The organism is Chryseobacterium sp. CCNWLW53, assembly GCF_037083525.1.
Taxonomy (GTDB): Bacteria; Bacteroidota; Bacteroidia; order Flavobacteriales; family Weeksellaceae; genus Chryseobacterium; species Chryseobacterium lathyri.
Genome location: NZ_JBAOJR010000003.1, coordinates 682,006 through 707,293 on the forward strand (window position 1 = coordinate 682,006; position 25,288 = coordinate 707,293).

A 25,288-nucleotide genomic window follows, 5' to 3' on the forward strand; every position below is an offset into this window, starting at 1 on the left:
TATCAACCATTTTATAAAAACTATTTATGGCAATACCAGGAAGTCTTATTTTAACATTAGTTATTGTACTTGTACTATTCGTCACATTTTTGGCCCTTATCTCTAGGTACAAAAGATGTCCTTCGGATAAAATTTTGGTTATTTACGGTAAAACAGGCGGTACCTCAGCAAAATGTATCCATGGAGGTGGTGCTTTTGTTTGGCCCGTTATTCAGGATTTTGCTTACCTTGATCTGAAACCCATTTCTATAGAGGCCAATCTTACCAATGCCCTGTCCAGACAGAATATCCGTGTAGATGTACCATGTAGATTTACCATCGCCATTTCTACAGAACCGGATTCTATGGGAAATGCAGCAGAAAGATTATTGGGACTGGCTCAGGAACAAATCCAGGAGCTTTCCAAAGATATCCTGTTCGGGCAGCTTCGTTTGGTGATTGCTACGATGACGATTGAAGAAATCAACTCAGACAGAGATAAATTTTTAGACAATATTTCTAAAAACGTAGATACAGAATTAAAGAAAATCGGTTTAAAGCTGATCAACGTGAACGTAACGGATATCAGAGACGAGTCCGGATATATTGAAGCTTTGGGTAAAGAAGCAGCGGCAAAAGCTATTAACGAAGCGATTATCAGTGTTGCCGAGCAAACGAAGATCGGGGAAACCGGAAAAGCAATTGCCGACAGGGAAAAAGATACTCAGATTGCAGAAACCCAAAGAGACAGAGATGTAAAAATTGCCATCACGCAAAAAGATAAAGAGATCAGTATTGCAGCGGCCATAAAAGATGAATCTATCGGTAAGGCGGAAGCGGAAAAAGAATCCAGAATTGCCACCTCACTAGCAAATTCTATTGCAGTAAAAGGGGAGAATGAAGCTAAAATTACCATAGCCAACTCCGATGCTGAAAGAAGAGAAAAAGAGGCGGAAGCATTAAGAATTGCCACTGCAGCAGAAAAAGTACAGGCCGCAAGATCTTTGGAAGAATCTTACCTTGCAGAACAGAAAGCGGAAGCCGCAAGAGCAGAAAGAGAACGTTCTACGCAACAGGCCAATATTGTAGTCCATGCAGAAATTGCAAAACAGAAAGCCATTATTGATGCGCAGGCTGAAGCTGAGAAAATCAGATTACAGGCAAAAGGGGAAGCAGATGCTATTTTTGCTAAAATGGAAGCGGAAGCAAAAGGTCTTTACGAAATCCTGACCAAGCAGGCTGAAGGTTACGATAAAATAGTACAGGCTGCAGGGGGGGATACCAACAGTGCCTTCCAGTTACTGTTAATTGAAAAACTTCCTGAATTGGTTAAAACCCAGGTGGAAGCCGTTAAGAATATTAAAATCGATAAAATTACGGTTTGGGACAGTGGAAACGGACAGGACGGAAATGGTTCTACCGCTAATTTTGTTTCAGGAATGATGAAAACAGTACCGCCGCTGAACGATCTGTTTAATATGGCCGGTCTTAATTTACCCGAATATTTAAAAGGAAAGCCAGATGAGGTACAGAAAGAAATTGTACTGGTTCCCGAGAAGAAAGAGAAAAAGAATTTCGACGATATGAATCCGGGGCCTGAAACTCCGAAAGCGTAACATTAAGATAATGGATATGCCTCGGGCGGAAAGCAAAGCTTTCCGCCCGAGGCTTTTTATTTTAAAATAACTTTTACGTGGTGATCTGCAAAGATTTTAAGTTTTAATTATTTCAGGACATTAGTAGCTTCAAAACTACTGAATTTAAGCGTCAAAAAAAAGCCCCGGAAATCCAGGGCCTTTCAATCAACTCAATCAGATATTCTATTTTACAATAACTCTCTTGATGTGACCTTCTGATGTTTTCACAAGGTAAACGCCTGCAGAAAGCTTTGAACTATCTATTGTTAAAGCATTTTTCTCTTTTCCGAGCATTTTCCCGGACATATCGTACAGCTCATAATCCTGTGCCCTGTTGAAGTATAATGTATTTCCTTTCGTTACAGGATTAGGAAATACATTGAATGTCGCTCTATCTGTTTTTATTTCTCCGGTTCCTAATGTTATAGGAGAAGCAACTTCGTACATGGATAATGTTCCGCTGATTTCGTTGGCAATAATCACATAGCCTTTTCCGGTTGTTGTATTTCCCGGAGCGATGTAAGTAATGCCTTCAGGTCCATTATCACCACCGTAAGCTGAGGTAGAACGGGAATGCTTGTAATCCGTAAACGTAGGATTATTGGGATCAGTAATATTATAAACCATTACTCCTCCGGTTCTTTCTAAAGTGATAAAAGCATAAGTCTGTCCATTGATGGTGCCCAAGGCAACCCCTTCCGGTTCAGGACCTTTGGCACGGCTTCTGTTTTTAACACTGTTGCTTTCATTATCAGCATTAAAAATAAGTGGATGCTTTGCGAAAATGTATCTTTCAAAATGGTCACCGCTGTCATACACCAACTGTTTTGTATCTGCATTGAAAATAGAGAATGAACGTGCTCCCAAAGCTGAGATCTCTTCAAATTCTGAGTCTGCATCTGTATTTCCTGTCGCGCTGGAAACCCTGAATCTTCCTAAATTATAGGAAGCCTTTAGAACAGATGCCTGGGGAAACAACACAGGATCTAAAGTATAAGTATTAGCCCCAACTGTTGTTCTTTCACTGTATCCGGAAAGATCTTTTTCATCCCCTTCATTGGCTGTGACGATATAATTGGTGGCTCCTATTTTGTAATTCTGCACTGCATCAGGAATGTAGTAGGCTTTTACAGGCCAGTTGGCGATCAGTACCTCACCATTATTATCCGAAGCATCAAAACCATTACCCGGAAGGCTCATATCTTTCTTACCTAATCCCCAGATTCCTGTAATTGCTTTTGTGGCTAAATTGATTTCGGCGATTGCATTATTTTCCTGTAGCGTTACCCATGCTTTCTGGCTGTCTGAACTTACCGTGACATATTCAGGTTCCAGATCCTGGGAAAGAGTATTGTTTGTTCTCACTTTTCTCAGCCCCGTTGCCATCAAAGCGACTGTCTGAGAATCGAAACTGTTAAAATTAAGGGTTGTAACATTACTTTGCGTAAGATTTCCGATACCACCCGAGATATCAATGATGCTGATCGTTCCCTCAGGATCTGTGGTATAGGCATCATTGGGCTCACCCTCATTAGCCGTGATCACTTTTGTTCCGTCCGGAGTGAAAGTGATCATATCAGGAAGAGCACCTACAGTGACTTGTTTCAGGAAGTTTCCGTTAATATCAAAAAAGACCACGGAACCGTTCTGTTGTGGATCTGCATTCGGGGAAGCCGTTGCAATGATTCCGTTTTTAACAGCGATACTTGTGATTCCTCCATAAGGGGCCATATTCACCGTTCTAACTACAGAAAGAGCATTAGGATTAGTGAAATCAATAATATCAAAAACATCCGTGATCGAACTGATGGTAAATAATTTCTGGCTGGCCGGGTCATGAACGACAATCTCCGTAGAACTGTTGTTATTTCCTGAAGGATCAAAACTTCCGACATAGTTCAGCTGAATCTGCCCTGAAGGAACCGGTGCAGGCTTATCATTATCCACAATATAAACAGTGGCTGTATTATCTCCGGAAATAGCCGTTCCAGTTGGATTTTCAAGGCTTACCACGAAATATTCTGCCTGCTGTTCTTCCATCGTATCATCAATGATCGGGATATTGACTGTGTAACTTGCTGTAGAAGATGTAATATTGATCGTCTGATTGGCTAAAGTGAAGTCATTGCTGTCTGCCGTACTGAACGGTGCCGGCTTTACCACAAGATTGACTGTAGCTGCGGAAGGATTGATTACATTGATCTTGAACGCGAGAGTTCCTGCATTTTCATTAACCTTAATGAAGTTTTTATCCAGAGAAACCGTTGTTACCGCTGTAGCAAAGGTACTGGAAGTTATTGTTGTTACTCCATTGTCACTTATATCCTCAACCGTATTGGGTTTTAAAGCCAGGTAATAGGTCTGTCCGGGAGTAAGTGCCGTTGTCGGAATTACTGTAATCTTATTACTGTTAAAAGTTGTAGTGAAGGGAACCTGGGTGCCTGAAGCATTTCCAATACGGAACTCTACAAGGCTTTGTGCATTAGAATCGTTGATCGCGGAATTATCAGTAAGTCTTACATTTTCATTGAAAGAAATAGTTGGGTTTACCGAAATGGAAGCATTATTTGTGTTGTGAGCAGGAAAATAGGCAGTCGTTGGAGGTGTAGTATCTATTCCTCCGGTAGCGGTGCCATCTACTGTAAAATTGTCAAAACGGTTATTTCCTCCCGTTCCACCTCCTGTGGCGGAAAATTCTACTTTTAATTTAAAATTCGGATTGTTGGAAACTCCTGAAACTGAAGAAAAATCAAAAGTGATCAGTTGAGGATCGGTATCTTGAGGATTAACAGTCTGATACGGAACAAAAGTAGTTCCATCTGTCGAATAAGACCAGGTTTGAGTTCCTGCCCCCTGACCGGATCTTCTTGTTGTGAATTTTACAATAGCATTTTGATACCCTGTTGTAGGAAGATTAAACTGTAAAGCTCCCCCGATTGGATTGTTGAATCGTAAATGGGTTCCGGAAGGATCGCCGTTTCTTGTATTTAAATTGGCAATACTGAAATTTTGTCCTGTCCCACCTGCAAAATCGATTTCGCTGGTCCCGCCTGCTACAGCAGTAAGAGATCCGCTGACCAGAGTGGAAGAGGGAGTTGTAATAGATGTAGCTGAAACATTGTTGTTGAAATTCCAGTAATGGATAAGTGTCTGTCCGAAAAGTCCGCCCTGAAGGAAAAATGCGGCAATGACAGATCCTTTTAATAGGTAATTGTGGGTCATTTTTTACTTGCATTAGATGTATGCAAAAATGAACTTTATATACGGCAAGTATTTTAATGGAGTTTTAAGAAATGTTTAATAAAAAGGTAACAGTTATTGTGAAAAGTCAAAATGGAAAGAAAGGTATATGAAAAAAAGGCAAATTTGCAAACCAACTGATCTGCTTTCTAGGTTTCTTTTATTTTTACTGTTTACTCAGTTACCTTGCTTCCTGAAAGATTCAGTGTTTTATCCGCAGAATTTTTCCCTTCCAGAGGATGTTTCTGCATATATAAAAATCCTGAAGCAGCCATCAGAACCAAAAGTATAAAAACAACAAGAACTATTCTTTTTAACATATCCCTCATATTGCTAAATTTTTAATGTCCCTAATTTCCAAAGTAGATGTAGGATAGCCTCTATGTACGGCATTGATCATTGCTCTACCTACTTCGTGTAAAGTTAATGATTTTGAAGGTAATAAAACAGGAAAAACCCAAATAAATGGTTTAAAGAACCATTTCACATTAATCTGACCTTCAACGGGTTTCATGAATCCGGGGCGGAAATTGAAGGCGTTTCTGAAACCCATTTTTTTCAAAGCATTTTCTGTCCTGCCTTTTACCCTTGCCCACATGAGCTTTCCGCTTTCTGTACTGTCCGTAGATGCTCCTGAAACATAGTTGAAGACCATTTCCGGATTTTGGTTCAGAACTGCTTTGGCAAAATGAATCGTAGTATCGTAGGTGATTTTCGTGTAATCTTCTTCGCTCATTCCCACGCTGCTGATTCCTGCACAGAAGAAACAGGCATCATAGCCTTTAAGATTTTCATCATTCAGAGATATGGACAGGAAGTCCGGAACTAAATATTCTTTGAGTTTAGCATGTGTTTTTCCGGAAGGCTTTCTGCTTACACTTAATATTTCGGAAACATTAGGATTTTCAAGGCATTCCATTAGAACACCTTCACCTACCATACCGGTCGCACCTGTAAGAATTATTTTAATCGGATTCATTTTTTCTGTTGATATTATGTATGACGTACTACGTTTAGTTTTACTTTAAATGTACAGTAAAAATTTTACAATTTGAAAGATAATACTAAAGAGCAGCTTTATAGGATGAAACCTTCCGTCATTGTGAATGATGTGAGCAATCTTTTTAATAATCTTAATCACTGGGATACTTTTAATGTTTTAAAAATTTAAAGATTGAGATTGCTTCAATGACATAAAAATAAAACCAGCCAAATGATAGCTGGTTTTCAAATAATATAGAGTAGAAATTTACTTTTTTTCGTGCAACTGGCTATAGATATTGTGGATAAGCCCATCAGCTACAGAAATTTTGGGAACAAATATCCTGTTGATATCCGACCAGGACATGACGTTATTGAAGATCCTGAGAGCATGAACCAGAACATCGGCTCTGTCTTCTCTGAGGGTATGCTTGGTCATCCTTTCCTCTACAGAAAGCTCATTAAACTCCTTATAAACCTTTTTAAGATGGGAAAGTGTCATCGGTTTGCCGTCTTTAGTCTTACTCATCGAGAAAACCTTATTGATATTTCCTCCGGAACCGATAGCTACAACAGGCTTTTTACTGACTATATTCTTTTTGATCTCATCCTTCATTTCCTGCCAGTTTTCCGGTGTTACCAGATTGTTTAGAAGACGGATGGTTCCGATATTGAAGGATTTTTCGTAGACCATTTTTCCGTTTTCGTAAAAAGTAAGTTCCGTGGAACCTCCTCCCACGTCAATGTACAGATAGGCAAACTCTTTATCAAGACCTTCAGCAACATGGTTTTCATAGATAAGGGTAGCTTCCTCGTCACCGGAAATAATTTCTATATTGATTCCCGAAGTTTCCTGAACCCGTCTGATGATTTCATTTCCATTGGAGGCATCACGCATGGCACTGGTGGCGCAGGCACGGTAATGCTCTACTTTATAGATCTTCATAAGGTCGCTGAAAATTTTCATAGAATCGACGACCATTTTTTCTCTTTCCTCACCAATCATTCCCATGGTGAAGACATCCATACCCAACCTCAAAGGAATTCTTAAAAGATTTAGTTTTATAAATTCAGGTTTCCTGTTGCTGATCTTTACTTCATTGATCAGAAGTCTGGCGGCGTTGCTTCCTATATCTATCGCTGCAATCTTCATTTTTTGCTTGTTTTAGCTTTTAAATATTTGTAGGTTTCTATTTGAGAACGGCATTCCTTTTTATCATTCCTCACATACTCGTTGCTCAATTTTTTGTCTAAAATACGAGCTTTTACGTTATCTCTTAACTGAATGTCGAGAATATCTTTCAATTCCTTCTTCAGTTCCTTGTCTGTGATCTTTGCAGCCGCTTCAATTCTGTAGTCCAGATTTCGGGTCATCCAGTCGGCAGATGAGATGTAAATGTCTTCTGCACCTTTATTATAAAAATACATAACCCTTGCATGCTCCAGGTATTCGTCGACAATACTTATTGCCTTTATTTTTTCTTTAAACTCTTTTTGATTGACGGGGCAGTAAATTCCTCTTACGATCGTTTTTGTAATGACTCCGGCTTTTGCAGCTTCGTAAAGCTTTTCAATAAGGGCTCTGTCACTCATGGAATTGGCCTTAACGATGATCTCTGCTCTTCTTCCTGCTTTGGCTTCTTCGATTTCCTTATCTATCTGGTGAACGATCTTTTCGCGCATGAACTGTGGACAGATCATTAAATTTTTACAGGTTTTCAGAACCGGAAGAAAATCATCTTTTGGTTTTTTCAGGACATTAAATACTTTATTGATATCCGCCATGATGCCACGGTCTGAAGTCATCAATAAATGATCACCATATATTTTTGCCGTTTTTTCATTGAAGTTCCCGGTGCTTACAAAACCATACTGGAGTGTTTTATTGTGTGCTCTTTTTTTGATTACACAAAGCTTAGCGTGTACTTTTTTATTCGGGAGGCCTACCAACACGGTAATTCCCTCAGGCTCAAACATTTCTTTCCACTTAAGATTGGATTCTTCATCAAACCTTGCCTGAAGTTCCAGCATGACCGTTACTTCTTTACCATTTCTGGCGGCGTAGATCAGGGCATTGCTAATCTTTGAGTTGCTGGCAAGGCGATAAGCAGTGATCTGGATAGATTTTACATCCGGGTCCATGGCAGCTTCGCGTAAAAGATCGATTACAGGATTATATTTGTGATAAGGAAAAGTAAGCAGAACATCTTTTTTTAAGATAACATCAGTCACTCTTTCTCCGTTTTCAAAAGCCTGATGGGTAAAAGAAGATCTTTCCTCTGGTCTTTCATACGTTTCAAAAACATCAGGAAAATCCATAAAATGTTTGAAATTATGAATTTTTCCTCCCGGAATAATGCTGTCTTTTTTTGTTAAATTCAATTTTCGGATAAGAAGTTCCAGTAAAGCCTTGTCCATATCCTTATCAAAAACAAAACGGGTAGGTTTTCCCTTTCTTCTGTTTTTAAGTCCCTTTTCTATTTTTTCTGCAAAATTGGTCCGGATATCATTGTCAAGATCCAGTTCAGCATCTTTCGTTACTTTAAAGGCATTGGCAGAAAATTCGTCATAGCCAAAATAAGAAAAAATATGCGGAAGGTTGAATGTAATAACATCTTCAAGCAGCATAACGTTTTTTTCTTCCGGATCTTCCGTAGGCAGCAGGACAAATCTTCCTACAAAACGTGACGGAATTTCAATAATTGCATAATTGCTGGAATACTGCCAGTCTTTTTTTCTCATGGCGACACCCAGATAGAGGCTTTTATCCCTCAGATAGGGCATCGGAGTATTTTCATGAAGCAGGATAGGGATCACATTGGATTCTACTATTTCATCAAAATATTGTCTCACGAATTCCTTCTGTTTGGCGGTCAGGTTCTTAGAGGTTTTAATAGAAACCTTAAGCCCCGCCATTTCAGCTTGAATATGCTTCCAGGTTTTATCAAAATTCTGCTGTTGTCTGATCACAATTTCGTTAATACGCTGAAGAATCTTTGATGGTGGCTGATAGAAAGATTCAGCGATCACTTTTTCTTTAAAATCCATTGCCCGCTTTAATCCTGCCACACGTACTCTGAAAAATTCATCTAAATTGTTGGAGAAAATTCCCAGGAAGCGTATTCTTAAATGTAAGGGGACATTTTCATCCATAGCTTCCTGTAAAACCCTTTCATTGAAAGCAAGCCATGTAATATCTCGCGGATTGAAGTGTACTGACATTCTAAAGTTTATATTTTATCAAAAATAGCAATTCGTACAGTTTAATCTGATATTTCTAAGGTTAAACTTTGATTAATTTTTTAATATTCTCAATGTTCAAACTGTCTTGAATAGTACAATTTAACATAATCTGGCGAATGTTGTTTACTTTGACCATTTTTGATTCTGTCATTTTGTCACAAAATAGGATATGGTACAGATATTGAGAAATTGAGAGTGTAAATTAAAATATAAAAATTAGAAAAAATATAAATATTATGAGTAAAATAATTGGAATTGACTTAGGAACAACCAACTCATGTGTTGCTGTAATGGAGGGCAAAGACCCTGTTGTTATCCCTAACGCGGAAGGTAAAAGAACGACTCCATCTATCGTAGCATTTACAGAAGATGGTGAGAGAAAAGTAGGGGATCCTGCAAAAAGACAGGCTGTAACGAATCCAAAGAAAACTGTATACTCTATCAAAAGATTTATCGGAACTCATTTTAAGGAAGATGCTAAAGAAATTTCAAGAGTACCTTATGAAGTAGTATCCGGACCAAACGATACGGCAAAAGTAAAAATCGACGACAGAGAATATACACCACAGGAAATTTCAGCAATGATACTTCAGAAAATGAAGAAGACAGCTGAAGATTATCTTGGACAGGAAGTAACAAGAGCGGTAATCACGGTTCCTGCATATTTTAACGATGCACAGAGACAGGCTACTAAGGAAGCAGGAGAAATTGCAGGTCTTAAAGTAGAAAGAATTATCAACGAGCCTACAGCTGCTGCATTGGCTTACGGTTTGGATAAAAACCATAAAGACCAGAAGATTGCTGTATATGACCTTGGTGGAGGTACTTTTGATATCTCTATCCTTGATTTAGGTGACGGAGTATTCGAAGTGTTATCTACTAATGGTGATACACACTTAGGAGGTGATGACTTTGATGATGTGATCATCAACTGGATGGCAGATGAATTCAAGGCTGAAGAAGGAGTAGACCTTAAATCTGATGCTATTGCACTTCAGAGATTAAAAGAAGCTGCTGAAAAAGCAAAAATCGAGTTATCTTCTTCTGCTCAGACAGAGATCAACTTACCTTATATCACAGCGACAGCGACAGGTCCTAAGCACTTGGTAAAGACTTTAACTAAAGCTAAATTCGAGCAATTGGCTTCAGATTTAGTAAGAAGATCTATGGAGCCGGTAGCAAAAGCATTGAAAGATGCAGGTTTATCAACTTCTGATATCGATGAGGTAATCCTGGTAGGTGGTTCTACAAGAATCCCGATCATTCAGGAAGAAGTGGAAAAATTCTTTGGTAAAAAACCTTCAAAAGGAGTTAACCCGGATGAGGTAGTAGCTGTTGGAGCTGCAATCCAAGGGGGAGTATTGACAGGAGACGTAAAAGATGTATTGCTTCTTGACGTTACACCACTTTCTCTAGGTATTGAAACAATGGGTTCTGTATTCACGAAATTAATTGAAGCGAACACTACGATCCCAACTAAAAAATCTGAAGTATTCTCTACAGCTTCTGATAACCAGCCGGCTGTAAGCATCAGAGTAGGACAGGGAGAAAGACCAATGTTCAACGATAATAAAGAAATCGGAAGATTTGATCTTGCAGATATTCCACCTGCACCAAGAGGAGTTCCTCAGATCGAAGTAACTTTCGATATTGATGCCAACGGTATCCTGAGCGTTTCTGCGAAGGATAAAGGTACCGGAAAAGAGCAGACAATTAAGATCCAGGCTTCTTCAGGTCTTTCTGACGAAGAAATCGAAAGAATGAAGAAAGAAGCTCAGGAAAACTCTGCAGCAGATGCTAAGAAAAAAGAAGAAGTTGAAATCTTCAACAAAGCTGACGGATTGATCTTCCAGACTGAAAAGCAGTTAAAAGAATTCGGAGAAAAGCTGTCTGCTGACAAAAAAGCAGCTATTGAAGCAGCTCACGGAGAATTGAAAACAGCTTTCGAAGCTAAAAATGCAGACGATGTGAAGGCTAAAACTGAAGCTTTAGATGCAGCATGGATGGCTGCTTCAGAAGAACTGTATGCAGCAGGACAGCAGGCTCAAGGTGCAGATGCAGGAGCGCAGAATCCTGGAGGTAATGCAGGAAGTGCTGATGATGTACAGGATGCAGACTTCGAAGAAGTAAAATAAGGATTAATAATCCCAGACTATAGAAAATCCCCGAACGTGAGTTCGGGGATTTTTTTTATTTGTATGTAATTGGAACCATGATTTAATCAATCAGATATTCCCAGACATATCCTGTTTTACCTAGGTATCGCACTTTTACCCAGCTTCCTTGTTTATTGTCAACGATGTCGTTTTGTACTTTTCTCTGAATGATCTTTACTTCCGAGTTTGCAGGAGCAATAATTAAAATTTTACCATTCTTTGAAGGTTTATCCCTAATTGAAGCTCCCTTTTTAGCTATTATTTTAGCTGAAACTGAATTGCTGTCTTCAACTGAATTATCTCCAAAGAAGTTTTCCGGAGCCATTAACAGAAAAAGTATAAGCCCGATAATAACCAGGCTCAATATATTTGAATGAGTTCTGAGTGATTTTAAATTATCTGAATGTGCCATTTATCTTTTAATAGAATAAATTAATATCACTAATATTATAATGATAATATATTTAGTGGAAATTTTTTTCTCCAGAGCCGCTTTGTCCATGTTCAGTGAACATTCGTCACACAGAAACCTTGGACCAGTGTAAGTTACGTTGGTACGGCTGGATGAAGAGTGGCCGGTGACAACATTCCTGCGATGATAAGCTCCTGAACGGCCACAACTATAACAATATGCCATTGAGTTTATTTTTATTCAACAAATGATGAGTTATTTCAAATATACATTTTTTCTGAATAAATGGGATATGGGTATCCACTTTTATGTAAATTAATGTCAGTAAAACCAAACCAAAATTTAAATGAAATTTTTTAAAGTAATCATCGTAGCATCTTTATTCCTGTTTCAGCTGAATGTTGCTCAGGAAAAAGCCGATATAGAATTGAATAAAGCTCTTGCAGAAGCTCAAACCCAAAAGAAAAATGTTTTGCTGGTATTTCACGCTTCATGGTGTGGCTGGTGCAAACTGATGGAAAAGAATATGAATCTTCCTGAAACAAAGCCTATTTTCGACAAGAAATTTGTAACGACTTATATTGATGTTCAGGAAAGAGGAGAAAAGAAAAAGCTTGAAAATCCCGGCGGGCAGGAACTGATGAATACCTATAAAGGAGAAAATGCCGGACTTCCTTTCTGGCTGATATTAAATCCGAAAGGAGAAGTGCTTGCCGATTCATTCGACAGTAAGGGAGAAAATTTGGGGTCACCCGCAACTCCTGAAGAAGTTTCTTCGTTTCTGGCCAAGTTGGAAAAGAGTTCAAAAATGAATAAAGAGGAACTTCAGATCATCCAGAAAGTCTTTGTGAAAAAAGATAAATAAAAAGAAAACTCCCCTGGCAATTAGTCGGGGGAGGTTGTTCTCAGATCAAATAAATGTATGAAAGGATATTTCTATGATCTGATTACACATCGTCAAAATTTGTAAATTTTTATAATCAGTAGCTGACTAAAGATCAGTATCTCCGATGATTATCAACAGCATCGGATCATTTTGTAAAAGTATGTATTTTGCACCATATGGTGAAATATAATTCAGTAAAATATCTGTAAAGCATAATAATATTTTGTTAAGTCTCCGTTTTGCCCAATATTTCAAAAAACTTAAATAAAAAGCTCCTCAGACAAGATGCCTGAAGAGCCTATTTACAAATTAAATTATTTTACTTACCGAAAAAGATCTCGTCCTGTTTCTGCTGCTCATGATAAATAAGCTGAAAATTATCAGGCATATTCTGATAAAGAAGCTTCCAGTGCTGGATCTTTGCATGTTTTTTAAAGCTCTCCAAAGATCTCACAAACAGGTTTTCAATGACGGTTCTTACATAAGAATCGCCGTTTCTGTAGATCCAGTCCATCAGTTTGATGTGATGGGCTACAATGTAGATCTTTGATTCCTGCAGCATATCCTTCAAATAATTGATGGTAGCCTGAATAACGCCGGCAAAGTTTTCCTGAACAGATAACTGTGTAATTTCATTTCGAAGTGGCGGATAGAAAAATTTTAAGTATTCAACGGCTATTTTCTTATTAATAGCCTGCATTTGTACTTTCATCATAACTAATATTTTTCAGTACTTATCTTTCAGCGAAATGTATACCAAAATTTACAGCATGGCAGCAAAAATAAAAACTCCTATAATCACTGCGATGTGAGTAGCCAATACCTCTACATTGTGTCTGTTAGTCGTGGTTTTCAATGTTTTCCAGTCTGAAATTTTTCTGATTTTTGTTTTCATAACGTATTGATTTTGAATGGTTTTAATTTTTGAATAAAAAATGCTTTTGTAATGAAACACATGAAATATGTAACAAAATTTATGTGCCATGATTGTAAATCTGTCTTGAATAGCTCTGCTGTAAATTTTTTGAAATGTGACTAAAGATCACTTTTCTATATTCTAGGGTGCAGAAAGCTGTAAAATTGTCCAGAGAATAAATGAAAATTCCTTCTACTGCGTTTTTTAATGCAATATCTCCTTCTGTATAAATTTTGTCCATTTTCTGAAGACTTTTAAATAGAATACTCCTGTCATCCTGTCGGACCATATTTTTGATGCGTTCTGTGAAAGTACGAATCACACTGTACGAGTTCTGGGGCATCGTTTTCGTAAGTTCGTTTTCAAAGTCAGGGATAATTTTTGAAATTTCCCGGACAGCTTCTGAATAGTTCATATGATTAATGATTTTGTTCTAAGACTTTAATGATAGCTCCAAAGATGAAAATGGTCAGGAAAGCCATGAATAGCATATGGTAAGGTTTCAGCCATTTCGGAGTTTTCGGACCTCTGCTTTTTAATCTTCTTAGCTTGTCGATGCGGTTTAAGGTATTTAAGTCCATATTATATATTTTTAAAATAATGAAGCGAATGGCATTCCTTTGAAATGATTTTTTATTTAATTAATTGAAAATCAAATAATTATTTAATTTTAATAAAAATATTCGATCTTAAAAAACATGTCAAAATGATAAGGTTTTTATCAAAACGAAATGAAGGAACTTATTTATGATTTGATTATCTGCTTCATCTGCAAACCTGCGGGAAAACATAAACAGTTGATATTTTAATTTTTTTATCTCTCACAGATTTTGGAGCAGATTTTTTTAGTCTTAGTTTATCAGTTGACAAAACTTAATGTTATATCAATTTTTGGTTTTTGGGATTATTTTATTTGTATGATGGAAAGAATAGAATGAATATCTTTGCACTCCAAATTATTCAGGACATGTTTTCAAAAATTATAGTACACAGAGTAGGAAATAAAATCAACGGAGAATCTTTAACGCTGTCTCAGGAAGAGCTGAAGCTGGAAGAAGGAATGGCAGAATTGCTTGAAGATTACTTTTTAGGTTCTTTTAAATCAGAAGAAACCTTCAATTTTTACAGTGACACGTATTTGGTCAATAATCCGGTATACAGTTCAGTATCCGAGATCTTTGAAGACAAGGCCAAATTTCTTTGGGAATCTGAAAATATTGCAAAACATCTATTTGAAGCGGCTGAAAATCCAAGAGTTCAGGGTGGGGAGCTGTTTATTGTACTTTTCGAGGAAGAAAGTGACCGTCCGGATAAAGTAGATAAGATCGGGATCTTTAAAACCGAAAAGAGAGAATCTTTCCTGAAAATTTCGCCTAAGGAAGAAACATTTGATATTGAAAAAGACCAGGGAATCGGTTTGTCTAAAATTGATAAGGCAGCTTTGATCTATAACAATAATAAAGAGACCGGATATGTACTTTCTGTAGTTGATAATAACAAAAACGGAGATATGTACTATTGGTTCGAAGATTTCCTGAAAGTAAAACAGCGTGACGATGAATATTTCCACACGCAGGAAGCGCTGATGGTGTACAAAGATTATATCACCAAGCAACTTCCGCAGGAATTTGAAGTTTCCAAAGCAGACCAGGCAGATTTCCTCAATAAATCCATCAATTTCTTCAAGGAAAAAGAAGAATTTAAGCTGGATGATTTTGCCAATGAAGTATTGGGAGACCAGCACGTCATTGAAAGTTTCGTGAACTTCAAGACCGATTATGAACAGGATATGCAGGTGAATATTGCTGAAGAATTCCCGATCAGTGAAGCAGCAGTAAAGAAAACCCAGCGTCATTTCAAAAGTATTATCAAACTGGACAAGAACTTCCATATCTATATTCACGGTGACAGGCAGAAGCTCGAAATGGGAGAAGATGACAAAGGAAAATACTACAGACTTTACTTCGATAAAGAAGTTTAAAAAGAGAAAAGCCCATTAAAGAATAATATCATAACTTTATATCGCACCGCAAAATAAACAGTTATGAAATTTATGATCATTTTCTGGACGCTTTATATGCTTTTTTTCTGCATACCATTTCCGATCTTTATTTATATGACGACTTCGGAAATAACAACGGAACCGAGAAATACATTGGCAGTGAGCTATGTATATCTCGGTTTTTCTTTGTTAATATGGCTGTATGTCTTAGCTTTTCTGATCAACAATCTTCTTATTAAAACCTTTAAGGAAAAAAATACTATCAGCTATATTTTGCAGAACGGACTTCCGAGGGAAGCGGAAATTACAGACTATAAGCTTGTAAAATATAATCCCAGAACCAATATCAATCTCATCCATATTGTGCTTTCTTTTCAGAATCTCCGCAATACATTGATCCGGCACGAAATGATGTTCTATGATACAAAACCCCAGGAAAAAAGATTTGACGTTGGGAAAATGGTTAAAATACTTCTGAATCCTGATCCTTCGAAAGAGCCTTATTTTATTCTAAGCGGGGCACAGACTAAATTTAAAGTTAAAAATATGATCTTGAGGATCTTATTTGTGATTTTTATGATCGTTTATGTCATAGGTCTGTACGCTTATTTTTACCTCAGGGAATCATTTGATTTCGGCTGGAGGTTCCTTACCTTTATGCATCCAATTATTTTCAGCGGGGTCATGTTTATTTTAACCCTTTTGGTATATAAGCTGATCGTTGGAAAATTTATAAAGAATAAAAAAGAAGAACAGATCCTGTTTGCCGGGAGAAGTGCTCAGGCAGAAATCATCAGTGTCAGTCAAACCGGATTAACAGTGAATGATCAGCCCCAAATCATGTTTCAAGTTAGATTTAAAGACTTTAAAGGTATTGAACATATGACAGTCTACAAAAAGATTGTACGGCTTCTTGATCTTTCTTCTGTTCCAAAACAGGGAACTGTGGAAATTCTGTACAACGAAAACGATCCTAAAAAAATAACGATCCCGGAAATTTAGAATGATGAAAAATAAATAACCGGAACTCAGGTAAAATAGAAAAAAGCGGATTGGCAATTTGCTTCCTCCGCTTACTTTTATGTCCTTTTATTTATTCCTTTTCTTAAAAAACAATGCTCTTCCATACTCATAATTCATCCGGGCAATATTCAGCACAGAAATTCCCTGAGGACATTCCACTTCACAGGCTTCCGTATTGGAGCAGTGCCCGAAAAGTTCATGATCCATCTGGGTAACCATACTCAGGACACGTTCGCTCCTTTCCTCCTTACCCTGAGGGAGAAGGACCATGTGGGTGATTTTTGCTGAAGTGAATAAGGCAGCACTTCCGTTTTTGCAGGTGGCTACACATGCACCACACCCGATGCAGGCTGCAGAATCGAACGCTTCCTCAGCTGTTTGGTGAGTCACTGCTATAGCTGTTGCATCAGGAGCCTGACCCGTATTCACCGATACAAATCCGCCTGAAGAAATAATCCTGTCAAAAGCCGACCGGTCTACTTTAAGGTCTTTCTTCACCGGGAAAGCTTCTGCCCGGAAAGGTTCGATTAAAATAGTTTCACCATCTTTAAAAGACCGTAAGTGAAGCTGACAGGTCGTTGTATTTTTTAAAGGACCATGGGCAATTCCGTTGATCATCATACCGCACTGTCCGCAGATCCCTTCACGGCAGTCGTGATCGAATTCTACAGGTTCGTCGCCTTCCGTAATGAGCTCTTCATTTAAAGTATCCAGCATTTCCAGGAAAGACATATGGGGATTCAGTTCTTTCAGGTCATAACTGACCAGTTTCCCTTCGCTCTTTCTGTCTTTCTGCCTCCATATCTTAAGATGTAAATCCATAATTTCTGTTTTTTATTTGTAGCTTCTTACTGTCGGCTGTATTTCTTCAAATATCAACGGTTCTTTAATTAGTTCCGGTTCGGCACTTTCGCCTTTCCATACCCATGCTGAGATAAACTGATATTCGGCATCATTTCTTAACGCTTCTCCGTCCGGGGTTTGAAATTCTTCGCGGAAGTGGGCACCACAGGACTCATTCCGGGTTAAAGCATCATAGCACATGAGCTCACCGATCTCGAAATAATCGGCTACACGTCCTGCTTTTTCTAGTTCTGAATTCATTTGATTGTCCTGTCCGGAAACCCGTACATCTCTGTAAAATTCCTGTTTTAATTTCCTGATTTCTTCTATCGCGTATTTCAAACCATCTTCATTTCTGGCCAGACCGCAGTAATCATATAAAAGTTTCCCCAAAGTTTTATGGAAATAATCAACTGTTTTGGTTCCTTTAATATCCATGAAACCCTGGATCTGTTCTTTCACCGTTTTTTCTGCCACATCAAACTCAGGAGCATCAGGTGAAATTTTTCCGGTATGAATCTCATCGGCCAGATAATTGGCAATGGTATAAGGCGCAATAAAATAGCCGTCCACAGAAGCCTGCAGCAATGAATTGGCTCCCAGTCTGTTGGCTCCGTGATCCGCAAAATTAGCTTCTCCCAAAGCAAACAATCCGGGAATAGTGGTCATCAGCTCATAATCTACCCAAAGCCCACCCATTGAAAAGTGAGCAGAAGGAGAGATCATCATCGGTTCATTATAGGCATTGTATCCTGTGATTTTAAGGTACATATCGAATAAATTGCCATATTTCTCCTGAATCTTTTCTTTTCCCTGTTCTCGTATCGCTTTGGAAAAATCAAGATAAACAGCATTTTTCAAGGGCCCGATTCCAAAACCGGCGTCAATTCTTTCTTTGGCGGCACGGGAAGAAATATCTCTCGGAGCCAGGTTTCCAAAAGCAGGATACCGGCGTTCCAGATAATAATCTCTTTCGTTTTCCGGAATATCATTGGGCGGTCTGGTTTCATCAGCTTTTGAAGGAACCCAGATTCTTCCGTCATTACGCAATGATTCTGACATTAGGGTTAACTTGGATTGATAATCTCCGGATTGCGGAAGGGAAGTAGGGTGTACCTGAATCCAGCTGGGGGAAGCCATTAAAGCTCCTTTTTTGTGAGCCCGCCAGATCGCAGAACCGTTACATCCCATAGCTAAGGTTGAGAGATAATAAATTTTTCCATAACCTCCGGTTGCAAGAACTACTGCATGGGCAGCATGTCTTTCAATTTCCCCGGTATCTAAATTTCTGACAATAATTCCCCTTGCTTTGCCATCGATCACGACCAGATCAAGCATTTCATGTCTGGAATATAGTTGTACGGTTCCTTTTCCAACCTGTCTCATCAGTGCCTGATAGGACCCCAGAAGCAGCTGTTGCCCGGTTTGTCCTCTTGCATAAAATGTCCGGCTCACCTGAACGCCACCGAATGAACGATTGTTGAGATAACCACCATATTCACGTCCGAACGGCACGCCCTGCGCTACGGCCTGATCGATGAGGTTTAAAGAACATTCTGCCATGCGGTAAACATTGGCTTCGCGGGCTCTGAAATCTCCTCCTTTCAGCGTATCTACAAACATTCTGTAGACGCTGTCACCATCATTTTTATAATTTTTAGCGGCATTCACGCCGCCTTGTGCGGCTACAGAATGGGCTCTTCTCGGGCTGTCCTGGAAACAGAATGATTTCACATTGTATCCCATCTCACCCAGAGAAGCAGCAACAGAGCTTCCTGCCAGTCCGGTTCCCACAACAATAATGTCCAGCTTTTTACGGTTAGCAGGATTGACGAGCTTAGCTTTCTTTTTATAGTTGTCCCATTTTTGTTCCAATGGGCCTTGAGGTATTTTTGAATTTAAGATCATAACTTTTCTTTTTAATGGGCAGTAAAGAATACGTAAACTGGCATCAGCGCAAAACCTACGCTGATAATTATTGAATAGACAATTCCGGCAGTTTTGAACCATTTGACAAACTTAGGATGGTATAATCCCAGCGTTCTGGCCGCACTGTGAATCCCATGAATGAGGTGATAGCATAAAGCCCCCATTGATACTACGTAAATGATAACGTACCACCATTCTTTGAAAACCGTTACTACCAGAATGTACAGGTCTTTATTTCCGTTGTCATCCAGTGGTGGGTTTCCAAATTTGTAGACGTACCAGAAATTCTGGAAGTGGATCACCAAAAAGATCAGAATCAGCGTCCCCAGAATTCCCATATTACGGGAATACCATTTACTTGCTCTTCCACGTCTTTCCGACTGGTAACTGCCTCCCGATTTTTTATTTTTTAAAGTGATGACCAGTCCGTCCAGAGCATGTAGAATAATACTTGCATACAGAACGTACGAAACCATTTTGATCAGAATATTTCCGGACAGAAAATGTGAATAGGCATTAAACTGTAAGTGCGCCTGCTCCGGCGGAAGAAACAGCTGGAGGTTTCCCAAGAAATGGATCAACAGAAAGAAGCTCAGGAATAATCCTGTAAGGCACATCAGCATTTTTCTTGACAAGGTTGACAGCATATTTTTGATTTAATGATTAATAATATCCTAAAACTTTCATCCACAGTCCTCCGACTACCATATAGATGATAAGTAACACGATTCCGATTTCAAGACCTCTCAGCCACCAGGCTTTCAGTTCGACATAACCGCTTCCGTAGAATACCGGAGCAGGACCATGGCCGTAATGGGTAAGCACCCCGTAAATTGAGCCTAAGAAACCAAGCATCATCGCCAATAGCATAGGCGGGATTCCTAGAGAAACACCAACTCCCAATAACGCTGCATACATAGCAGCTACGTGAGCCGTTGCACTCGCAAAAATATAGTGGCTGAAAAAGTATACGACAATAATTACCGGAAAGGCAACCTGCCAGCTTAATCCACCGATTTTTACTTTGATCAAATCACTGAACCAGCCAATAAAACCAAGTTCATTTAAAGAACTGGCCATCATCACCAGAACAGCGAACCATACAATCGTGTCCCAGGCTCCTTTTTCACCTTTGATATCTTCCCAGGTCAATACAGAAGTAAGAAGCAACATCGTCAATCCAATGAAAGCTGTTGTAGTAGCATCGATAGAAAGTGCTCCTCCAAATATCCAAAGTGCTAAAAGAATGAAGAATGCTAATAACATGAGCCATTCATTTCTGGAAATAGGCCCCATTTCTTTTAATTTCTGAGCCGCCATTCTCGGGGCATCACCTGTTTTTTTCAATTCAGGCGGATATAATTTGTATAAAACTAAAGGAACGACAAAGAATGCAACCAATCCCGGAACAAAACCAGCTGCAGCCCATGACATCCACGTAATATTGATTCCTAAATTGGCTGCAAATTTCTGACACATTGGATTACTCGCGGTTCCGGTAAGAAACATAGATGACGCGATGAGGTTCATATAGTAACTGTTCAGGGTAAGGAAAGAGCCCAGTTTTCTATGGGTTTCCGGCTTTTCAGGAACAGAATCGAAACTGATAGCCATAGATTTCATAATCGGATAGATGATTCCGCCACCTCTTGCAGTGTTACTCGGAATGGCTGGAGCTAAACAAACATCTGCAAGTCCAAGCCCATAAGCCAGTCCCAATGAGCTTTTACCGAATATTCTGATGAATAAAAAGGCAATCCGGTTTCCCAATCCGGTTTTGATAAATCCTCTGGCAATAAAGAATGAGATCCCGATAAGCCAAATTACTTTATCTCCGAATCCGGAAAGTGCTTTTGTGATGGATTTTCCTGCATCTCCGGGAGCTACAACCTGTGTAAGTGCTGTAAATGCAATGGCCATCATACACATGGTGCCCATAGGTGCTGCTTTAAGGATGATACCTAATATGGTTGCTGCAAAAATAGCAAACAGATGCCATGCGTTTTCGGCAACGCCTTCCGGAGCGGGAATAAACCATATGATCAGCGCAACGGCAAACGTTATCGCGATATTTCTGATATTAATTTCTTTCATGATCTATAAATCTTTAAGCGGTTAAAATCTACTTTGTACCTGAACAATGAACAGATTATTATTGTATTGTGATGTGTTTTCTATCTGGTGCCTGTAACGGTCAAACTGTACACCCAGCTGGATTCTTGCACCATAGTTTTTCAGGAATTCCAGTCCGAACATAGGTGTAATGGTCTGTCTTGGATTGGAGTTCAGCCTGAAATTGGTATCCAGATATTCATACCGGCATGACAGCTCGAAGGCGCTGAGGTTTTTGTGATTGATCTCGTATCTTACGTTCGGAAGGAAGTAAGCGCCACGGATCAGATACTGGTCAGGATTCGAAGGTCTGAGCTCAGGATCGATCGTGTTGTAAAGAACATGATTGGTTGCCTGTTTGGCTTCCAACTGCATGTCCAGACTCCATTTCGGATCAAACTGGATCAGCGAGCTGAGGTCAATTCCTACTGCATATACTTTTTTACTTAAAACTTCACCGACACCACCGTTCAGTCCGACATTGAAATTATACTTTTTTGAAAGACCGAAAACGAGTCTTGTGGAATACTGTTTTCCGTTGTCGTTATCATTCACCTGGTTTTTACCATTTCCATTAACAACTGAAACAGCATACTGGAAAGGTATTTGTCCCAGTTGAAGCTGTCCGGTTGCAGAAAGTCCGATCTGAAAGCTTGTCCAGCCCAGTTTCCCGAATTCTGTATACTGATTGGACCAATCCAAAGATTTGATGATGTCGATAGGATACGTTTCTTCAATTCCGAACCAGGGTCTGAACTGACCCACGGTAAATGCTAACTTAGGGTTGAAAGTATATTTCAGGTAAGCATTTTCAAGGACCCTGCTTTTAGGGTCGTTTTTAAAGTCAGCGAAATTGGCGAGTGCTACGACTTCTGTTCTTTTGCTGATTTGTGCACGTACCTGAACCCTCATATACTTGAGCATAAAATTGTTGCTGGTTCCTGATCCGTCTGTGTGATGCAGGCCGTTCACATCGACATCTTCGGCCATACCTACAAGATAGCGTGCCTGAAAAAGTCCTTTTATCTGAATTACAGGGTATTTCACATGGTCTTCTTCCTGTTTATCGGGGCGGAGTGAGTCCTGAATCTGTGCATTGGCTGAAAAAGCGGCCAGTAAAATGCATAGTAACAGGCTTCTCTTTTTTGGTGAAAAAAGGGTCATAGTATTTGTGTTAATGGATTATTATTTAAAAGTTCCGGAAATTTGAAAGGCATTGACTCCAATTCATAGGATGAGTATCGATTATCCTATTTTTTTGAGCCTTTGTAATTTCGTTTATACTGGCATTATAACTGGTTCCTCCGATTCCTAATATGCAAATAGAGATGACGATTATTAAAGGGAACTTTTTCATAGTCGTGTTATTTGAATTTAAATGAGAATTTAATTGGAGATAATGTGAAAAAAATCAACAATTTTTAAACGTATTCATTGTTTGGTGATATAAATTTAATAAATTTTGCTTAATTAACATAATTATTTCAGGTGTTAATCCGAAATTCATGCAATGAATCATGATCAGAAAATTTAACTTGATTTGTTTCAAAATTTTTAATATATTATGAATAAAGTCCATTATTATATTAAAAAAGCGGGAGTATTTGCGCTGGAATTCAGGAAGTTTCAGCTTATTAATTATAGGAATAATGATGTTTCAGGAACTTCGTGATTTAATACCACAAAGTAATATGCCGTTAAAAAAATCGTTATCTTTGATAGATCAAAGAAATATATGAATTTTGTAGAGTGTCATGAGGAACCTATCCATATTCCTGGGTATATACAAAGTTTTGGATACCTGATTGGCATTGATGCAGAATCTCAATCCATCACTTTTTTCAGCCGGAATATTACGGATATATTTAAAGTCGGAAATGCGGAGCTGCTTTTTGGAAGAGGCCTTATGGATTTTCCTGAAATCTTCCGGACCGTTATTGATTCCGATCTTTATACTTCCCTGCAGGACTTTACAAGAAGAGAAAATGAGACCCATTTCGATAAAGTATTTATCGGTGATAAGGAATATCATTTTTCCGTTTTCAGAAGCGGTAAACATATTTTCCTTGAATTTGAGGCGGTACTGAAAAATCCCAACAAGCGCATTTCTAATAAGTACGACAATTTTTATGTCATAGATAATGAAAAGGAGCTGTGGGAGCAATTGCTAAGCACGCTTTCTAAAATTGTGAATTATGACCGGATGATGGTTTATAAATTTATGATGGACGGCTCGGGAAAAGTGATTGCAGAAAGAAGGAATGATAATATGGAGAGCTATCTGGGACTTTATTACCCTGAATCTGATATTCCAAGACAGGCCAGAGAGCTTTATTTAAAGAAAAGAAAAAGAATATTCAGTAATGTATATGCTGAAACGGTTCCGCTGATAAGCAGAACGGATGAAAATATTGATCTTACTTTTGTGGCTTCAAGAGGAATGTCGCCTATTCATGGCCAGTACATAAAAAATTCCGGAGCTTCTTCCAGTTTCAGTGTATCTATTATTATTGAGGATCATCTTTGGGGTTTGGTTACCTGCCAGAACTCGGAGGCAAAGCATATTGATCTTGAAGATAGGGTACAGGCGGGAATTTTTACGGCTCTGGCTTCCAATGCCTATTCTTCGTTCAAGTCTAAAAATGAACTGAAATACCGTCTGGAGCTGAACGAAAAATCGTCACAGCTGAAAGCGGAGTTTTTGAAACATAATAATCTTTTTGATTCACTAGCAGACAATAAAGGAAAGATAAGAAAGCTGCCTGAGGCAGACGGTTTAGCTATTATTTCGGAAGGAAATACAGTGACTGTTGGAGTGGTTCCTGAAAACAGGATTATTGATGCCATTGCACATTGGGCTCTTGAGAATACTGCTGACAGTATTTTTGTGAGCAGAAGCTTCCTTAAAGATTATGGAAAGGAGCTGGGACTGGACGAAAATGCAGCCGGAATCATTATTTATTTTATTGAGAGAAATAAAAAGGAAATGCTGATCTGGTTCCGTAAAGAGTTTGATGAACATATCGACTGGGCCGGAAATCCTGAGAAGAAAGTAGAAGTATTGCTGCAGGACGGTAAGGAAATACAGGTTGTTTCACCAAGAACCTCTTTCCAGATTTTTACAGAAAATATTAAAGGAAATTCAAAGAGATGGAATTCCAGAGATATTGTTTCGGTGCAGGCTGTCCGCGATGTGATCCTTGAAACCTCGCACAAGCAGTACAATGCGATCAAAGCGCTGAATAATGAACTGAGAAAGGTAAATGAAGAGCTTGACAGTTTTTCTTACACGATCTCTCATGATCTGGGGACACCTTTGACCGTGATGAAGCTGAATGCACAGATGTTGCTTTCTAACTTTGAAAAAACAGAAAAAAATAAAAATAAGCTGAATTCCATTGTTGAAGAAATCGACAATATGGCGGAAATGATGCATGATGTACTGCAGCTCAGTCGCGCCAAACACAGCGAGATAGAACTGGAACGCCTGCAGCCTCTGAATACGATCCAGAAGATATCGGAAAATGCAAAGATCACCTTCGATAGCCCGAAAAGTGTAATCACGATTAAGGAGTGTCCCGATGTACTTTCGGATAAAACGATGCTTCATCAGGTATTTTTAAATATCATCAATAATGCTGTGAAATATTCTTCTCATCAGGAAGAGCCGAAAGTGGAAATCCGGGGAACTGAAGAAAACGGGACTGTCGTGTACAGGATTTCAGATAATGGTATTGGAATTCCCGAACAGGAAAAACATAAAATGTTCAAGATATTTAACAGGATGGATAATGCTAAAACCTTCAAAGGAAATGGGATAGGATTGTCTATTGTGCACAGGATTATGAAGCGTATCGGAGGAAATGTGGATTACGAGAGCAATAAAGGAGGAACTTGTTTTATTTTAACGTTTAAAAAACCCTAAATTT

General features: G+C 38.7%; 21 protein-coding genes. 6 read left to right on the top strand and 15 right to left on the bottom strand.

Going from position 1 to position 25,288, the window contains the following annotated elements:
* The first annotated feature begins 26 nt into the window (after positions 1 to 26).
* Positions 27 to 1,595, top strand: coding sequence for an SPFH domain-containing protein (locus tag V6R96_RS12220; protein ID WP_336378806.1), 1,569 nt, complete (start codon positions 27 to 29; stop codon positions 1,593 to 1,595).
* 204 nt (positions 1,596 to 1,799) lie between these two features.
* Here V6R96_RS12220 and V6R96_RS12225 read toward each other — a convergent pair whose 3' ends face one another.
* The 5 genes from V6R96_RS12225 to ppk1 all read right to left on the bottom strand — a co-directional run bounded on the left by V6R96_RS12225 (position 1,800) and on the right by ppk1 (position 9,059).
* Positions 1,800 to 4,838 (bottom strand): choice-of-anchor I family protein, encoded by a 3,039-nt coding sequence (locus tag V6R96_RS12225; protein ID WP_336378805.1) that lies wholly within the window; start codon positions 4,836 to 4,838, stop codon positions 1,800 to 1,802.
* Between the two features lie 191 nt (positions 4,839 to 5,029).
* On the bottom strand, positions 5,030 to 5,176 hold the full coding sequence (locus V6R96_RS12230; RefSeq protein ID WP_336378804.1) for a hypothetical protein: 147 nt from the start codon (positions 5,174 to 5,176) through the stop codon (positions 5,030 to 5,032).
* Between the two features lie 5 nt (positions 5,177 to 5,181).
* On the bottom strand, positions 5,182 to 5,835 hold the full coding sequence (locus V6R96_RS12235; protein ID WP_336378803.1) for an NAD-dependent epimerase/dehydratase family protein: 654 nt from the start codon (positions 5,833 to 5,835) through the stop codon (positions 5,182 to 5,184).
* 270 nt (positions 5,836 to 6,105) lie between these two features.
* Entirely contained in the window at positions 6,106 to 6,990 is an 885-nt protein-coding gene (locus V6R96_RS12240) for an exopolyphosphatase (RefSeq protein WP_111956706.1), read from the bottom strand.
* Complete coding sequence (ppk1, locus tag V6R96_RS12245; protein WP_336378802.1) at positions 6,987 to 9,059, bottom strand: polyphosphate kinase 1; 2,073 nt, start codon at positions 9,057 to 9,059, stop codon at positions 6,987 to 6,989. Before ppk1 ends, V6R96_RS12240 begins: the two co-directional genes overlap by 4 nt.
* 257 nt (positions 9,060 to 9,316) lie before the next feature.
* On the opposite strand from ppk1, the gene dnaK reads away from it, so the two are divergent.
* Positions 9,317 to 11,215, top strand: a complete 1,899-nt coding sequence (dnaK, locus tag V6R96_RS12250; protein WP_111956710.1) for a molecular chaperone DnaK — start codon at positions 9,317 to 9,319, stop codon at positions 11,213 to 11,215.
* An 82-nt stretch (positions 11,216 to 11,297) separates the two neighbouring features.
* Here the strand turns inward: dnaK and V6R96_RS12255 are convergent, their stop codons facing one another.
* On the bottom strand, positions 11,298 to 11,648 hold the full coding sequence (locus V6R96_RS12255) for an SH3 domain-containing protein (protein WP_336378801.1): 351 nt from the start codon (positions 11,646 to 11,648) through the stop codon (positions 11,298 to 11,300).
* 346 nt (positions 11,649 to 11,994) lie between these two features.
* Between V6R96_RS12255 and V6R96_RS12260 the strand changes: the two genes are divergently transcribed.
* The gene (locus tag V6R96_RS12260; RefSeq protein ID WP_336378800.1) at positions 11,995 to 12,513 is read left to right on the top strand and encodes a thioredoxin family protein; all 519 of its coding nucleotides are present in this window, start codon (positions 11,995 to 11,997) and stop codon (positions 12,511 to 12,513) included.
* A gap of 340 nt (positions 12,514 to 12,853) precedes the next feature.
* Here the strand turns inward: V6R96_RS12260 and V6R96_RS12265 are convergent, their stop codons facing one another.
* The 4 genes from V6R96_RS12265 to V6R96_RS12280 form a co-directional block, all read right to left on the bottom strand.
* Positions 12,854 to 13,249, bottom strand: a complete 396-nt coding sequence (locus V6R96_RS12265; protein WP_111956717.1) for a hypothetical protein — start codon at positions 13,247 to 13,249, stop codon at positions 12,854 to 12,856.
* A 48-nt stretch (positions 13,250 to 13,297) separates the two neighbouring features.
* Positions 13,298 to 13,429, bottom strand: a complete 132-nt coding sequence (locus V6R96_RS12270; RefSeq protein WP_336378799.1) for a hypothetical protein — start codon at positions 13,427 to 13,429, stop codon at positions 13,298 to 13,300.
* A gap of 79 nt (positions 13,430 to 13,508) precedes the next feature.
* On the bottom strand, positions 13,509 to 13,865 hold the full coding sequence (locus V6R96_RS12275) for a hypothetical protein (RefSeq protein WP_336378798.1): 357 nt from the start codon (positions 13,863 to 13,865) through the stop codon (positions 13,509 to 13,511).
* A 4-nt stretch (positions 13,866 to 13,869) separates the two neighbouring features.
* Positions 13,870 to 14,031 (bottom strand): hypothetical protein, encoded by a 162-nt coding sequence (locus tag V6R96_RS12280; protein ID WP_223559978.1) that lies wholly within the window; start codon positions 14,029 to 14,031, stop codon positions 13,870 to 13,872.
* 386 nt (positions 14,032 to 14,417) lie between these two features.
* On the opposite strand from V6R96_RS12280, the gene V6R96_RS12285 reads away from it, so the two are divergent.
* Together V6R96_RS12285 and V6R96_RS12290 are read left to right on the top strand one after the other, a co-directional pair.
* A complete protein-coding gene (locus tag V6R96_RS12285) occupies positions 14,418 to 15,431 on the top strand; it encodes a nucleoid-associated protein (protein WP_111956908.1) in 1,014 nt (337 codons plus the stop codon).
* 63 nt (positions 15,432 to 15,494) lie between these two features.
* Entirely contained in the window at positions 15,495 to 16,454 is a 960-nt protein-coding gene (locus V6R96_RS12290; RefSeq protein ID WP_336378797.1) for a hypothetical protein, read from the top strand.
* Between the two features lie 87 nt (positions 16,455 to 16,541).
* Here V6R96_RS12290 and V6R96_RS12295 read toward each other — a convergent pair whose 3' ends face one another.
* Genes V6R96_RS12295 through V6R96_RS12315 form a run of 5 tightly spaced genes read right to left on the bottom strand, consistent with a single transcriptional unit; the run spans position 16,542 to position 22,523 of the window.
* Entirely contained in the window at positions 16,542 to 17,297 is a 756-nt protein-coding gene (locus V6R96_RS12295) for a succinate dehydrogenase/fumarate reductase iron-sulfur subunit (RefSeq protein ID WP_336378796.1), read from the bottom strand.
* A 12-nt stretch (positions 17,298 to 17,309) separates the two neighbouring features.
* A complete protein-coding gene (locus V6R96_RS12300) occupies positions 17,310 to 19,226 on the bottom strand; it encodes a fumarate reductase/succinate dehydrogenase flavoprotein subunit (protein WP_336378795.1) in 1,917 nt (638 codons plus the stop codon).
* An 11-nt stretch (positions 19,227 to 19,237) separates the two neighbouring features.
* Entirely contained in the window at positions 19,238 to 19,894 is a 657-nt protein-coding gene (locus V6R96_RS12305; RefSeq protein ID WP_336378794.1) for a succinate dehydrogenase cytochrome b subunit, read from the bottom strand.
* A gap of 16 nt (positions 19,895 to 19,910) precedes the next feature.
* Positions 19,911 to 21,341 (bottom strand): anion permease, encoded by a 1,431-nt coding sequence (locus V6R96_RS12310; RefSeq protein ID WP_223559973.1) that lies wholly within the window; start codon positions 21,339 to 21,341, stop codon positions 19,911 to 19,913.
* 21 nt (positions 21,342 to 21,362) lie between these two features.
* Entirely contained in the window at positions 21,363 to 22,523 is a 1,161-nt protein-coding gene (locus tag V6R96_RS12315; protein ID WP_336378793.1) for a porin, read from the bottom strand.
* A gap of 571 nt (positions 22,524 to 23,094) precedes the next feature.
* On the opposite strand from V6R96_RS12315, the gene V6R96_RS12320 reads away from it, so the two are divergent.
* Complete coding sequence (locus V6R96_RS12320; protein WP_336378792.1) at positions 23,095 to 25,284, top strand: ATP-binding protein; 2,190 nt, start codon at positions 23,095 to 23,097, stop codon at positions 25,282 to 25,284.
* Positions 25,285 to 25,288: the final 4 nt, after the last annotated feature.